Source organism: Hallerella succinigenes (genome assembly GCF_002797675.1).
Lineage (GTDB): Bacteria > Fibrobacterota > Fibrobacteria > Fibrobacterales > Fibrobacteraceae > Hallerella > Hallerella succinigenes.
This window is the reverse complement of the sequence record NZ_PGEX01000001.1, coordinates 1,984,763-1,998,122: the sequence shown is the minus strand read 5'-3', so window position 1 is coordinate 1,998,122 and position 13,360 is coordinate 1,984,763. Positions and strand designations below refer to the sequence as shown.

Sequence of the window (13,360 nt, the reverse complement as noted above, 5' to 3'; positions counted from 1 at the left end):
CAATGCGTTTACTACTCCAATTAGCTCTGATTCTTTCCGTTTGCTTCATCGGAGATTTTCTTCACCGAGTTTGCGGAATCCCCCTGCCCGGTAATATTTTAGCCATGCTGATCCTCTTTTTGTTACTTTGTACAAAACTCGTCAAAGTGGATCAAATTGCAGAGATGTCGGATTTTTTCCTGAAGCGGCTCCCCTTCTTTTTTCTTCCGCCGACCATTGGCATTTTGGCCGTTTACGGTGTACTGAAGGGCAATTTGATCCTTTTCTTTTTGCTCAGCGTCCTTGCGACAATCGTTACGTTCGCCGTCACTGGCAAAGTCACCGACATTATGGTAAACGTCCAGAAAAAGAGGAAAAAAGATGCGTGAAGTTTTGAACACTCCTTTTTTTGGAATTGTCTTGACGATCGTCGCTTATGAAGTCGGCGTCGCCTGCAGTCGAAAATTCAAGCTTTCGATTTGCAACCCGATGATGATCGCTGCCGTTTTGATCATCGGCTTCTTACTCATCAGCGGAATCAAACTGGAAACTTATAATCTCGGCGGTGATTATATTTCGATTTTCCTTGGCCCTGCAACAGCAGTACTCGCCGTGCCGCTCTACAAGCAGCTCGATAAGCTGAAAGCGCATCTCGTTCCAATTTTGATCGGAATCCTCGTGGGAACCTTAACCTCTTTCGCCATTGTAACGCTCTGCGCAGGAATTTTCCAAATTGAAGACGTGTTAAAATTTTCACTTTTACCCAAGTCCATCACGATTCCGATGGGCGTTGAACTTTCGAAAAGCATCGGTGGCATCCCGGCGATTACAATCGCATCCATTGTGATTACAGGAATTACGGGCGGCGTCGTTGCCCCGATCATCTGCCGAGTCTGCAAAATCAAGCATCCCGTGGCGCAAGGCATTGCCGTGGGAACGGCTTCGCATGCAGTCGGCACTGCTAAAGCTTTGGAAATGGGTGAAACTCAAGGTGCGATGAGCTCCCTCGCCATTGGCGTTACAGGTGTCATCACCTCGGTCATCACACCCATTCTTTTACATCTTTTCGCAGACTAACGCATGCGGATCCTTTACGGCTTTACTCCACAGCCGATATTGGCTCGCGTCTTGGCGACGTTTGCAACCGCATTTTTTTGGCACGCAATCATGAAAGTTCGGAATTTTCTTCGTCGAAGCGTTCCAAAAAGGAATGCGGCTTTCCATTCGCCTTAAAACCTGGGAACGTTTCAATGCAAACCGCATGAAGACTGTTGAAAATGCTCTTTTCAATATTCGGATTGTCACGCTTCAATTTGCGAATAATCTCTTTGACTTCTTGACGCTTGCTCGAACCGGAGCCATCTTCATTTTCAAAATTCTTTTCTGTAAAACGGCAAGCACACTGGATAAAGTTCAAATTATTGGCACGGCTCCAGGCGATGATATCGTCTTCGTGAATCTTGTACAGCGGACGGATAAGCGTCATTCCCGGGTAATTTTGACTGCGGAGCATGGGAAGCATTCCCTGGAGCTGCGAAGCGTAGAACATACTCATCACTGTCGTTTCGATCACGTCAGAAAAATGATGTCCTAATGCAATCTTATTACAACCGAGTTTTCTCGCCTGGCTGTACAAATGTCCACGGCGCATGCGCGCACAAACGTAGCACGGCGAATGTTCCACCTTGTCCGTCTGTTCAAAAATATCCGTTTCAAAAATCGTAATCGGAATTTCAAGCCGTTCCGCATTCGCTTCGATCTTTTCCCGGTTCTGCGGATTATACCCCGGATCCATCACCAAAAACTTTAATTCAAAAGGCTTTTCCGTATAACGGTGCAGCATCTGCATCATTTTCGCAAGCAGCATCGAATCCTTACCGCCCGAAATGCAGACTGCGATTTTATCGCCCGCATCGATCATCCGGTACGTCTTGATTGCCGAAACAAAAGGGCTCCACAGCTTGCTGCGGAAACGTTTGGAGATGCTCCGTTCCGCCATTTCTGCGAAAGTCAAATGCAATTCTCTTTTCTTTTTCGCTTCGCCTTCCAAGGGTTTCGCCTTCTAAAATAAACCGTGAATTAAATGCCGTAGAGTTCGCCGTACTTCTGTTCAATGTAATCGAGGAAGTCGTCCGCCGTAAATTCGCGGCCAGTAATCTTTTGAATCCAAGCCTTGGAATTCAAGCGGTCTGCGTATTTCCAAACATATTCCTTCATCCAGCCGTTGATCGTCCCGAAGTCTCCGTGGAGAATGCAGTCTTCCACATCGATTTCCTGCTTCATGCGATTGTAATACATCGCATTGTACATGTTGCCTAGCGAATACGTCGGGAAGTAGCCAAAGCCCGAAGCCCAATGCACATCTTGCAAAATACCTTCACGGTCATTCGACGGACGAATGCCCAGATATTCTTCGTACTTGTCGTTCCAAATCTGCGGAAGGCTTTGAATATCGACCTTGCCGTTCACAATCATCTGCTCAATTTCAAAACGGATCATGATGTGGAACGTGTACGTAAACTCGTCCGCTTCCGTGCGGATAAAACTCGGTTTCACCACGTTCAGTGCTTCGTAGAACTGCTTTTCGGAAACGTCTTCAAAAACGGTCGGGAAAAACTCCTTGCACTTTTTAAAGATCAAATGCACAAAGGCGCGGGAACGCCCAATGCGATTTTCATAAAAACGGGAAACCGATTCATGCTGACCCAAAGTCTTGCAACCGTTGATGTGATGCGCGTAATTTTCACTCGGTTGGTTCATTTCAAAAAGAGCATGACCGCCTTCATGAATGATGGAGAACATATTCGATGCAAACATATCCTCATGATAATGCGTCGTCACGCGGCAGTCGTCTTTGGCAAGTCCATCCGTAAACGGATGTTCGCTTGTCGTAAAGGCGCCTCGCTTAAAATCGAAACCAATCGTCTGCAGCAAGAATTCCGCCATCTGGCGCTGGGATTCGTCGCTTACCTTGCGAGAAAGAAAATCCGTGCGAATCTTCTTTTTGCTCTTCTGAATTTTTTGAAGCATCGGCACCAGACGCTCCTTGCAAGCGTCAAAGCACTTGGTCAAATCCTTTGTCGTCATGCCGCGTTCGTAAACATCCAAAAGATTGTCATACGGTACACGCATCGCCTTTTCCGCAAGAGCTATCTGCTTCAAATTCACCTTGCGGACATCCGATAGCGAGTCGGCAAAAATCGAAAAGTCCGCAGCCTTCTTCGCTTTGAGCCAGTTCACAAAAGCCTTATTGAAAACCAAAGAGAACTGCTTGTCCATCGCTGGCGTAATGTTCTTATTGCGCAGGTAATCCCGGTGCAAAGATTCCGCCAAGGTGCGGTCCCATTCGTTCAAAAATTTACGATTGGCGTAAAGATCTTCCGCCGCAGAAATAAACTTTTTTGATTTCGAAAGTTGGAACGCCTTATTCGACAGGAACGCCGAAGTTTCGCCCTGCTCTTCCATCCCGAGCGGCGGGCAAATCGTCTGTTGGTCAAAGCCCAAAACACGGCTTGCATGCTGGTAACGTTCCACTTCTTCTAAAGTGGCGTAAACCGTCTTTAAGCTTTTTTCGAGAGAAGCATTCATCTTTGCAGTCATACGTTTTCCTTCGCACTACGGTTGAACGACGAGCGCCTGTTAAACGTGGTGATATGGATGACCGGCTATCACCATAAGACAGCGGTAAAGCTGTTCCGTTAAAATCACACGGGCATGGTCATGCGTAAACGTCAGCGGTGAAAGCGAAAGCAGAAGGTTCGCCTGTTTTTTGATTTCGGGAGAAATGCCGTAAGCGGAACCGATGAGAAAGACGCAGTTCGAAGTCAACCGAGGCTTGATCCAGTTCGCAAGCTGCACCGTATTCATCAGCTTACCTTCTTCCGCCATCACAATCCACTGGTAATTTTCTTTGGGGAAACGTTTGGAAAATTCCGCCGCTTCTTCGGCAAGGCTCTTCACCTGATCGTCACGCTTGCTCTGCTTCATTTCCACGACTTCGATCTGCACGCTCGAAGAGCGCAAGCGCTTCGTGTACTTTTCAACTTCATCCTGGATAAAGGCAGAGCCAGGTCTTCCAAAAACAGCAAGAATGAGCTTCATCGACCCAGTTCCAGGCGTTCCACGAGAAAGTCCGGCATTCCCACGTCACGCATCGCTTTTTGCGTCAAGCTGATATCGTAATTCAAACGCACAAGATTCACACTGTGCTTTTCAGAATCATACAGGCAGTAACTCGCCCGCGGGTCGCGGTCACGCGGCTGTCCGACACTTCCCACATTCATCAACAGGCGTTCCCCATCTTCCAAAACATAGGAACCCGTTTCAATGACCTTCGGGATTTCTCCATCGCGCATCGCCACGATCACCGGGCTATGCGTATGACCGACAAAGCAATGGCGCTCGCCAAAATGATCGAACGCATCCAGAGCGTCTTCCAAATCCGTTATGTAGATCCAGTCCGCCGGGGACATGGGGGAAGCATGAACAAAGCAAATATCGTTTTCTTCAAAAACGTAAGGGAGCGAGCAAAGGTATTCCTTGGATTCCGGAGTGAGCGCATTCTGCGTCCATTCGATTGCCCTCTTCGCATACGGGTTGAATCCCGTATCCGAGTCCCACTGGATGGCTACGCTGTCGTGATTACCCAAAATGCAGATATCCGCATTTTCTTTTACCAGCGCAACGCATTCGTTCGGATGCGCTCCATACCCGACTATATCACCCAAACAAACACGACGTTCCACGCCATGCGCTTTCATCGATTCCAAAACGACTTCGAGCGCGGGCAAGTTCGCATGAATGTCAGAATAGATCCCGTATAACATGGAAATTAATATAGCTTTTCTATATTTGTGCTTGATGGAAACGGTTCAGAAAAACAAAAAAGTTAGCATTGGCTACTCTCTAAAGGACGAAAACGGCGTAATTATCGAGGAAGTTCCCGAATCTTTCCCATTCGTCTATATGCACGGTTGCGACAGCGTGATCGAAGGTCTTGAAAACGCCTTGGAAGGCCATCACGTCGGAGACCATATCACAGCCCATATTCCCTATGACAAGGGATACGGACCGTACCGCAAAGACTTGATTATCAAGGTTTCCAAGGAAGAGCTCCGCAACATCGGCGAACTTTGGCTCGGCATGGAACTCGAAATGGTCCGCGATTCAAACATGACGGAATTCTCCATTCCAGAAGACCCGCGCGACATTTGCAACAAGAGCGATGACGAAGATCCGACAATCTACACGATCAAGGAAATTCAAAAAGAAACCGTCACGCTCGACGGAAACCATCCCTTTGCAGGCAGAGATTTAACATTCGAAATCACCATCGTGGACATCACCGAGCCCTCGGTCACCGAACTCGAAACGGGCCTTCCCGACGAATACACGGAAGAAGACGATGACGACTTCGACGAAGATTTTCCAGAAGACGAACAAAACAACTTTGGGAGACACTGGCGATAATGGCTGACTTAAACGAACTCAAGAAAGCAGCAGGCGTCCGCGCCGCTAACATGATCGAATCCGGCATGACCGTTGGACTCGGCACAGGCAGCACGGCCGCTTACATGGTAGAACGTCTCGGCGAACGCATCCAGACCGAAGGTCTGAAGGTGACCGCCGTCAGCACCAGCTGGAGCACCACGCTTCAGTGCCGCAAGCTCGGCATTCCCCTGATCGACCTCGGCGAAGCGACCCACTTGGACATCGCAATCGATGGAGCAGACGAAATCGATCCGGCAAAGAACCTGATCAAGGGCCGCGGCGCCGCCCACCTCCTCGAAAAGATCGTCGCCTCCATGGCAGAAAATTACATCATCATCGCGGACTCGGGCAAAAAAGTGCAGACCCTCGGCGAAAAATTCGCCGTTCCTCTCGAAATTCTTCCGAACGCCATCGGATCGGTTACTTACAAAGTAACAAAACTCGGTGCAACGCTCGCCGTCCGCATGGGAGCTCCGGGCAAAGATGGTCCGGTCATCAGCGACTCCGGAAACCTGATTGCCGACGCAAAGTTCGGCCCGATTGCAGACCCGGCAAAGCTCGACTTTGAATTAAATAAAATACCCGGGCTTTTGGGCCACGGGTTATTCATCGGAATGGCGAACAAAGTAATCCTTGCCGCGCCAAACGGACTGGAAGAATTCTAATTAAGCAAGAGCTGCTTTCACGAGATCGCTCACGCGACGACCGTCGAATCGGCCTTTCGTCTTCGGGGTAAGTTCCTTCATGATCTTCCCCATGTCCTTGGGGCCCTGAGCTCCAACCTGGGCCTTGATCTCTTCGATCAGGGCCTTTACTTCATCTTCCGAGAGCTGCTTCGGGAGATACTTCTGGTAAACGGCGAGAGTCTTTTCTTCTTCCTGAGCGTTTTCTTCACGGCCGCCCTTGCGGAGCATTTCGATTGATTCGTTACGCTGCTTGATGCTCTTGGCGAGAACATCGAGGACGATGTCATCTGTCACATCTTTCTTTGCATTGATCGCCACATTCTTGATGTCGGAATGGAGGGTACGAAGGACTTCGAGCGTGACCGAATCATGTGCCTTCATCGCCGCCTTGATGTCTGCCAAAATTTCTTGAAGAAGAGGGCTTTCTGCCTTAACGAGAGAATCTGCCATATTGTGTCCTTTTCCCAGACCGGGAGTTTAAGTTCGAGCGAAAAATAGAAACACTAAAAGGGAATGTATATGATACATTCCCTTGGCATTCGTAAAAAAGCGACGAATTAGTAGAGACGCTTGCGGTTTGCGTCAGCGAGTTCTTTCAAACGCTTGCGACGAGCAGCGGTTTCAACACGCTTCTTTTCTTCGGACGGCTTTTCATAGCGCTGACGCTTCTTCACGTCAGAAATGATTCCGTTCTTTTCGCAAGACTTAGTGAAACGCTTGAGAGCGCGTTCGAAAGGTTCATTAGGCTTAACTACGACACCGATCATTCGGATTCCTCGGGTTGAAAATTTTTGTTATGCGCCGCAAATATACCTAAAAGAATCCATCTCGTCAAGGGCAAGCCCGTTTTCCATTGCGAACTGAGAAAAATCATATGTTTTTAGCTCTTTTTTTCACCTTAACTTGCGGCCTCCCAAAGACTTAGTTATATTTTGGCAAAGCCACACTGGCTAAAAGGTAAAGGAGCGAAAGGTGAATATTTTCAAGTTCTCCGTGATTGCAGGTTCCGCAATTTTCGGTATGACGCTTGCTGGTTGCAGCAGCGAAGACGATGTCGTCCCCGAAATCAAACCGGCTAAAAAAGCCGAAGCCCCTGCACCCGTTCCAGAAGCAACGGTACCCGCAAGCGATGCGAATTCCATGCCGGAGCTCCAGTCGATTGAATCTCTTTCCGCTGACGCTTCTGCCGCCGAAGGCACATTCAAAACCACCGGCCCTGTTGTCCAGCCAAGTTCTGAAGGCGCCGTTGTCATCCAGGTGAGTATTCAGCCGTCCAAGAGCGCCGCAAACGCCGTTCTGAAGAAATTAGAAGAAAAGGGCATCAAAGGATACCTCGCCCAGGTCGAAAATCCGGGAGAACTCGAAGGCACCTATTACCGTGTCCGCGTTGGCTACTTCAAGAAGATCGAAGACGCCAAGGCATACGGCAAGTCCGCTCTCGAACCTCTGGAATTCGCCTGGTGGATCGACAACAAGGCTAATGATACCGTAGGTTCTCCGGAATCCAGCGACGTTACCAATTCCAACACCACCTCCGGTTCGTATTTGAACCCGGAACCGATGGAAACAACCAAGTACTCCACCGAAGTCGAATCTTCTTCATCTGAAGTTGTCGAATCTTCTTCCTCCGAAGCCGCTCCTGTCGAAGCACCGGCTCCTGTTGCAGAAGCGACGGCCCCTGCTGCAGAACCTGTAGCGGAACCGACCGCACCTGCGCCAGCCCCTGCTGCAGAAGCCGCCCCGGTTCAACCGGCAGAAGAAGTCTACGACGACTGGGAATAAACACTTTTGAAACATCCCCGCATTTTTGCCGCACAACTCGGTTGTGCAAAAAACCAGGTTGATGGCGAACACATGCTTGCCGAGCTCTACTCGGCAGGTTTTGTATCGACAGAAAACGCCGAAAAAGCGGATTTTTTGCTCATCAACACCTGTGGTTTTATTGAAGACGCCAAGACCGAATCCATCAACACGGTCCTATCCTTTATCGAAGCGAAGAAGCCTTCCCAAAAGCTTATCGTTACAGGCTGCCTATCGGGCCGTTACATGGAAGAACTTCCCAAGGAAATGCCCGAAGTGGACTACTGGCTCGGCACGTACGAGCCCGGGAAAATTCTGAAGGTCCTTGGACTCGGCGAAAAGGCGAGCGGCACAGAAAACCTCGCCCGCCTGAACCTGGGCGATTACAAGCATCACGCCTATCTGAAGGTTGCCGAAGGCTGTGACCGCCGTTGCGCGTTCTGCGCGATCCCGAACATCCGCGGAAAGCAGATTTCGTTCTCGATCGAGAGCATCATCCAGGAAGCGAAGGAACTCGAAGCTCAAGGCGTGCAGGAACTCACGCTCATTGCGCAAGACACCACGTTCTACGGGCACGATCAGGGATGCAAAACGGGGCCGTCCCTCGCCAAACTTTTGAAGGCGGTTCTTAAGGAAACAAACATTCCTTGGATCCGCACGCTCTACTGGTATCCGGAATTCATCGACGATGAGCTTTTAGACTTGATGGCAAACGAACCGCGCATTTGCAAATACGTCGACATGCCGATTCAACACGCCAGTTCGCACGTCCTTAAACTGATGCGACGCAGCTATAATCAGCAGTCGCTCCGCAAAATGCTGACCGACATTCGCACCAAGATTCCAGGCGTAACGCTCCGCACGACCGTTCTCGTCGGTTTCCCCGGCGAAACGCAGGAAGACTTTGAAGAACTGATGCAGCTGATTCAGGACGTGCGCTTTGAACACCTGGGCGGATTCGTCTTTAGCCCAGAAGAAGGCACTCCGGCGATGAAGCTTAAAGAAGAACCGGTTCCAGAAGAACTGGCCCGTGCACGTCTGGACGCCATTCAAGACCTGCAGGAAGAGATTTCTTCCGAAGCAAACGAAGCCTTGATTGGCAAGGAAGTCAAAGTTTTGATCGACGAAGTCGCCGAAGAAAGCGATTACCACTTTATCGGCAGAACCGAAGGCAACTCGCTTGATTCCGACGACATCGTGAAAATCGTGGAAGGCGACGCCAATCCGGGAGAATTCTACATGGTGAAGATCATCGATGCAGAACCGCATGAACTAATCGGACGCATCGTTTCTCACGCCTAAAAGCATTCCGCGATTGAAAAGCAGAAAAGCAGAAAAGCACCGGGAATCCCGGTGCTTTTTCAGTGCCCACGACGAGAGTCGAACTCGTGACCTTCAGTTTCGGAAACTGACACTCTATCCAATTGAGCTACGCGGACATGGCCATCAGGCACACCGAATATAATTTTTTTTCAAAAATTTGTCTTTCGTTCTGAGCCCTGGGCAACAAAAAACGGCGACGATTCGATCGACACCGTTCCAACTCTTTACCAGTCCTCTCCTCCAAATCTATTCCCAATATAGAACTATTTTTTTGGGGCTTAAAGAGCCTTGGCCTAAAAAACGGAATAAGCCTTCCTGCAAAGTGAGTAGGGTCACACATACAAAAAAAGACCGGCGAAGCCGGTCTTTGGGCACTCTTTTGCGATGGATTAGTCTTCCTGTTCGCTGTACTTCTTTTCGCGTTCGCGGCGACGGATTTCCGTTGCATCTGGGAAGAATTCCGGCAGAGCGAAACCGATCGTGATACCGAAGACAAGTCCGAACTTGGAAATGCCATCGCTATCAATCACGCGGGAAACATCTTCACCCTTCACGTTCTTCGAGTGGGAATCGTCGTAGGCGTTCGGAGCGTAATACATACCGATTGCAAACTGGAGGTAGTACCATTCGTTTGTGAGGTAGGTAATGAGAACGTCGAACTGGAAACCGTTGGTCATGAGAAGTTTACGGGTGTAATCGTTCGTCGAATCAGCCACGATGTCATGATCGTAATAGACGGTACCGTAAGAAACAGAAAGACCGAGATGAAGCGGGTTCTTCGGGAAGAGGTAGTAGTTCAAACCGACCTTCCAACCGGTACCACCTTCGATTTTAAAGTTCGAGAAGTCCGGGTCATCCCCGCTCGGGATGAAGCCGAATGCACCGTACAAAGCGAGATGCCACCGAGTGATATATTCAGCACCGAAGCCGAAGCCCATGCCGAGCCCCGTTTCACCCATCACCGGCTGACGGGAACCCATACCGATTTCAAAAACCAAGCGGTCCTTGAGCCAGTCACGACGACGGAGGTTGTTTGCAAATTCATCCAGGCGCTGGTCCTTTTCAAATTCGCGACGCTTTGCACGGTCAGCGGCACGACCGCGGCTCGTAGCGTTATCCGCTTCTTCAACCTGAGATTCTTCATCGGCTGCGGAACGAACGGCTGAACCGCCCGCTGCACGGCGACGACGTTCCAAGGTCGTTTCCCCGGAGTTTTCTTCAGCCGAAGCCGAATAGGTCGTGGATTCGGAGATTTCTTCGCTAGAGGATTCATCGGACTCATAGGAGTCGAAATCGTCTTGGGCAAAGCCGGCTACCGCCAGAGTAAAAAACAGAATGCAAATCTTTTTTAACATTGCTAAAGAGCCTCTATTTTTTGAGATAGAATAGTTCCGTGTTCAATATAGTTTATTCTCTAGATTGTAAACTAAAATATTTGTGTAAAAAGAAAATTGAAAACCCCTTAAATCCGCTTAAAGTCACAATCCTTGGCGAAATTGGACCAATTCCCCTCGAATGGAGCCGATAGGAATTTTTACGGTCATCAAAACTGGCAGGCGCCTTTCGTCATCGGTCAGCCAAATAAAGAGCCTTCCGGCAGCCTTGAACGCGCCGTCATCCCCCAGCACCGGTTCCACCTTGATGCAGTCAAACTTGCCAAGGTCTGTTTCGACCGTTTCCTTGCCGTGAATAATCACCCGCAGCGAATAGCGCTTTTTGCCACTGACCGCAGAAAAGTAAGTGTCTTTTTTGCCGGAAAGGTCCATGGTGCGCACCCGATAGAACGCCGAAATGATACAGTGTTCGTAACCGTTGATCGAGACCGTCGTATCGACACGCCTCCTGATTTCGTCGCGCTTGGAATTTTCAAAGACCGTGTCCGAAAGGACCGCCATTTTGCCTTTGCGGTCAAAGAGAATTTTTGAAGTGCTGTGGTAGGAGCCTTCGTTCAAAATCTTTTTGAACGTTTCAGGGAGAAACTTATCCCCTTTCGAAAGTGTTCGAATCGTGTCTGCCACCGGATAGATGGAGCGGAAAGCGCCGTTGTTGCGAGCGATGCTCACAAATTCCAGACTTCCATCCTTTTGCGGAAGAGTCATCATATCAGCAAAACCGGCCGTGATAAAGCCCCAGCTTAAACGGTAAGAAAGCTTTTCTCCCTTTGTCCATGGTGCATTCACCACGTCTTCGGCAAACGAAAACGCGGCAAGCACCCAAGCGATGAGAAAAAAACGTTTCACGGATTAAATATCACCAAGACTCTTGCGGTAGGCGATGAGCTTCTCGCGGACTGCCGGGTCGGAGGTGGCGACGATGTGGGCGGCGAGGTAACCGGCATTCTTGCCGTTGCCGATGCCGACTGTTGCCACCGGGATTCCCGGGGGCATCTGCACAATGCTGTGCAGGGCATCGACGCCGTTGAGCGGGCCGCCGGCGCAGGGCAAGCCAATGACCGGAAGGATCGTGTGCCCTGCGAGCACGCCCGGAAGGGCTGCAGCGAGGCCAGCGACACCGATGAGAACCTGGAGGCCTCGCCCGGCGGCTTCGCGAGCATACTTCGCGGTGGCGTTCGGGGTGCGGTGTGCCGAGAGGATGTTGTATTCCCACACGATGCCGAAGCTGTCGAGCACCGCGGTGATCTTGTCTACAGTTTCCTGGTCGGACTTGCTACCCGCAACGATACCGACCTTTGCATTCGGAACTTCATTAATCTGCATTTTCAATTCCTTTTTTATTTACCCATCTTGGCGAGACGGGCGAGTCCCTTCTTGCCGATGTCCTTGCGGTAGAACTTGCCTTCGAACTGAACCTTCTCGGCGGCTTCGTAAGCGATGTCGAGAGCGGCCTGGAGCGTTTCGCCATGACCCACCACGCCGAACACGCGGCCACCGTTCGTGACCAGCTTGCCGTCTACCATCTTGGTACCGGCATGGAGCACCTGGGCGCCGTTCTTTTCGGCTTCTTCGATACCCGTCACGACCTTGCCCTTTTCGTAAGAGCCCGGATAACCCTTGCTTGCGAGCACGACGATGGCGGAACTGCCCTTCGGGGCCTTCGGGACACCGAGTTTCGCGAGTTCACCCTTTTCGGCAGCGTCGAACAACGCGAGCACATCGCCGTCGTAAAGCGGAAGCACAATCTGGCATTCAGGGTCGCCGAGACGGCAGTTGTATTCCACGACCTTCGGGCCCTTCGCAGTCACCATGATGCCCACGTAGAGCACGCCCGTGTAGGGCTTGCCTTCGGCGGCCATGCCCTTGAGAGTCGGTTCAATAATCGTCTTCTTCACTTCGTCGAGGAGAGCGTCCGTCACCACCGGAGCCGGGCTGTAGGCGCCCATTCCGCCAGTGTTTGGGCCCTTGTCGTCGTCAAAGACGCGCTTGTGGTCCTGGGCAGAAGAGAGAATCACATAGTCCTTGCCGTCGCAAACCACGAAGATGGAGGCTTCTTCGCCGTCCATGAATTCTTCAATCACGACCGTCTTGCCGGATTCGCCGAAGACCGCCTTGTCGCCGAGCATTTCTTCCACAGCATCGTTCGCTTCCTTGTCGGTCATGCAGACGATGGCGCCCTTGCCCGCAGCGAGGCCCGACGCCTTCACCACAATCGGAGCCGGGTGTTCTGCGAGGAACTTCTTGGCGGAGGCGAGATCGGTGAAGGTCTCGAAGGCTGCCGTCGGCACGTTATACTTCTTCATGATATCCTTGCTGAAAGCCTTGGAGCCTTCGAGCGCGGCAGCAGCCGCAGTCGGGCCGAAAGCGCGGAGCCCGCGACGGCGGAATTCATCCACTACGCCAGCGACCAGCGGAATTTCGGGGCCGATGACCGCGAGGTCAATCTTTTCGGCAACCGCGAGGTCAGCGATTGCCTTCGGGTCGGCCACATCCACCGGCACGCACTTGCCGAGGTTTGCCATGCCCGGGTTGCCCGGAGCGCACACGAGAGTGTCGCACAGCGGCGACTTCTTGACTGCAAGAGCGATGGCATGTTCGCGACCACCGCTACCAACGACGAGAATATTCATAAAATTTCCTTTTTTCTGTTCAAAGAAAATTTAGCAAAAAACATGCGGGAAGGGCCCC

At 50.8% G+C, this 13,360-nt stretch carries 16 protein-coding genes and 1 tRNA gene; 6 read left to right on the top strand and 11 right to left on the bottom strand.

Translation table 11 applies throughout. The features are described from left to right. Positions 1–2 precede the first annotated feature (2 nt). Positions 3–368: a CidA/LrgA family protein gene (locus tag BGX16_RS09145; RefSeq protein WP_100425762.1), complete on the top strand. Its 366-nt coding sequence runs from the start codon at positions 3–5 to the stop codon at positions 366–368. Next, a complete protein-coding gene (locus BGX16_RS09140; protein WP_100425761.1) occupies positions 361–1,056 on the top strand; it encodes an LrgB family protein in 696 nt (231 codons plus the stop codon). Before BGX16_RS09145 ends, BGX16_RS09140 begins: the two co-directional genes overlap by 8 nt. Positions 1,057–1,144: 88 nt before the next feature. Here the strand turns inward: BGX16_RS09140 and BGX16_RS09135 are convergent, their stop codons facing one another. From BGX16_RS09135 to BGX16_RS09120, 4 genes are read right to left on the bottom strand one after another with little or no spacing between them, the layout of a single operon-like run. Then, entirely contained in the window at positions 1,145–1,999 is an 855-nt protein-coding gene (locus tag BGX16_RS09135) for a tRNA lysidine(34) synthetase (protein ID WP_241899511.1), read from the bottom strand. 59 nt (positions 2,000–2,058) lie between these two features. Next, on the bottom strand, positions 2,059–3,579 hold the full coding sequence (locus BGX16_RS09130) for a carboxypeptidase M32 (RefSeq protein WP_100425760.1): 1,521 nt from the start codon (positions 3,577–3,579) through the stop codon (positions 2,059–2,061). A gap of 39 nt (positions 3,580–3,618) precedes the next feature. Next, the gene (locus BGX16_RS09125) at positions 3,619–4,080 is read right to left on the bottom strand and encodes a 23S rRNA (pseudouridine(1915)-N(3))-methyltransferase RlmH (RefSeq protein ID WP_100425759.1); all 462 of its coding nucleotides are present in this window, start codon (positions 4,078–4,080) and stop codon (positions 3,619–3,621) included. Then, positions 4,077–4,805 carry a metallophosphoesterase family protein gene (locus BGX16_RS09120; protein ID WP_100425758.1) on the bottom strand — a complete coding sequence of 243 codons (729 nt, stop codon included), beginning with the start codon at positions 4,803–4,805 and terminating at the stop codon, positions 4,077–4,079. Before BGX16_RS09120 ends, BGX16_RS09125 begins: the two co-directional genes overlap by 4 nt. Before the next feature lie 34 nt (positions 4,806–4,839). On the opposite strand from BGX16_RS09120, the gene BGX16_RS09115 reads away from it, so the two are divergent. Both BGX16_RS09115 and rpiA read left to right on the top strand, forming a co-directional pair. Beyond that, complete coding sequence (locus BGX16_RS09115) at positions 4,840–5,448, top strand: FKBP-type peptidyl-prolyl cis-trans isomerase (RefSeq protein WP_157797956.1); 609 nt, start codon at positions 4,840–4,842, stop codon at positions 5,446–5,448. Then, complete coding sequence (gene rpiA, locus BGX16_RS09110) at positions 5,448–6,134, top strand: ribose-5-phosphate isomerase RpiA (protein ID WP_100425756.1); 687 nt, start codon at positions 5,448–5,450, stop codon at positions 6,132–6,134. Before BGX16_RS09115 ends, rpiA begins: the two co-directional genes overlap by 1 nt. On the opposite strand, the gene BGX16_RS09105 is transcribed toward rpiA, so the two are convergent. Both BGX16_RS09105 and rpsU read right to left on the bottom strand, forming a co-directional pair. Further along, on the bottom strand, positions 6,135–6,605 hold the full coding sequence (locus BGX16_RS09105) for a GatB/YqeY domain-containing protein (RefSeq protein ID WP_100425755.1): 471 nt from the start codon (positions 6,603–6,605) through the stop codon (positions 6,135–6,137). It lies immediately after the preceding gene. Between the two features lie 107 nt (positions 6,606–6,712). Continuing rightward, entirely contained in the window at positions 6,713–6,922 is a 210-nt protein-coding gene (rpsU, locus tag BGX16_RS09100; protein WP_100425754.1) for a 30S ribosomal protein S21, read from the bottom strand. A gap of 205 nt (positions 6,923–7,127) precedes the next feature. On the opposite strand from rpsU, the gene BGX16_RS09095 reads away from it, so the two are divergent. Further along, on the top strand, positions 7,128–7,937 hold the full coding sequence (locus tag BGX16_RS09095; protein WP_100425753.1) for an SPOR domain-containing protein: 810 nt from the start codon (positions 7,128–7,130) through the stop codon (positions 7,935–7,937). Positions 7,938–7,943: 6 nt separating this feature from the next. Then, positions 7,944–9,257 carry a 30S ribosomal protein S12 methylthiotransferase RimO gene (rimO, locus tag BGX16_RS09090; protein ID WP_100425752.1) on the top strand — a complete coding sequence of 438 codons (1,314 nt, stop codon included), beginning with the start codon at positions 7,944–7,946 and terminating at the stop codon, positions 9,255–9,257. Between the two features lie 63 nt (positions 9,258–9,320). Here rimO and BGX16_RS09085 read toward each other — a convergent pair. From BGX16_RS09085 to purD, 5 genes are all read right to left on the bottom strand, one after another. Next, a tRNA-Arg gene (locus BGX16_RS09085) sits at positions 9,321–9,394 on the bottom strand. A 273-nt stretch (positions 9,395–9,667) separates the two neighbouring features. Next, positions 9,668–10,633 carry a hypothetical protein gene (locus BGX16_RS09080; protein ID WP_100425751.1) on the bottom strand — a complete coding sequence of 322 codons (966 nt, stop codon included), beginning with the start codon at positions 10,631–10,633 and terminating at the stop codon, positions 9,668–9,670. Positions 10,634–10,756: 123 nt separating this feature from the next. Next, positions 10,757–11,518: a DUF3108 domain-containing protein gene (locus BGX16_RS09075; protein WP_100425750.1), complete on the bottom strand. Its 762-nt coding sequence runs from the start codon at positions 11,516–11,518 to the stop codon at positions 10,757–10,759. 3 nt (positions 11,519–11,521) lie between these two features. Continuing rightward, positions 11,522–11,995 carry a 5-(carboxyamino)imidazole ribonucleotide mutase gene (purE, locus tag BGX16_RS09070; protein ID WP_100425749.1) on the bottom strand — a complete coding sequence of 158 codons (474 nt, stop codon included), beginning with the start codon at positions 11,993–11,995 and terminating at the stop codon, positions 11,522–11,524. Between the two features lie 14 nt (positions 11,996–12,009). Continuing rightward, entirely contained in the window at positions 12,010–13,302 is a 1,293-nt protein-coding gene (gene purD, locus BGX16_RS09065; RefSeq protein ID WP_100425748.1) for a phosphoribosylamine--glycine ligase, read from the bottom strand. Between the last annotated feature and the right edge of the window lie 58 nt (positions 13,303–13,360).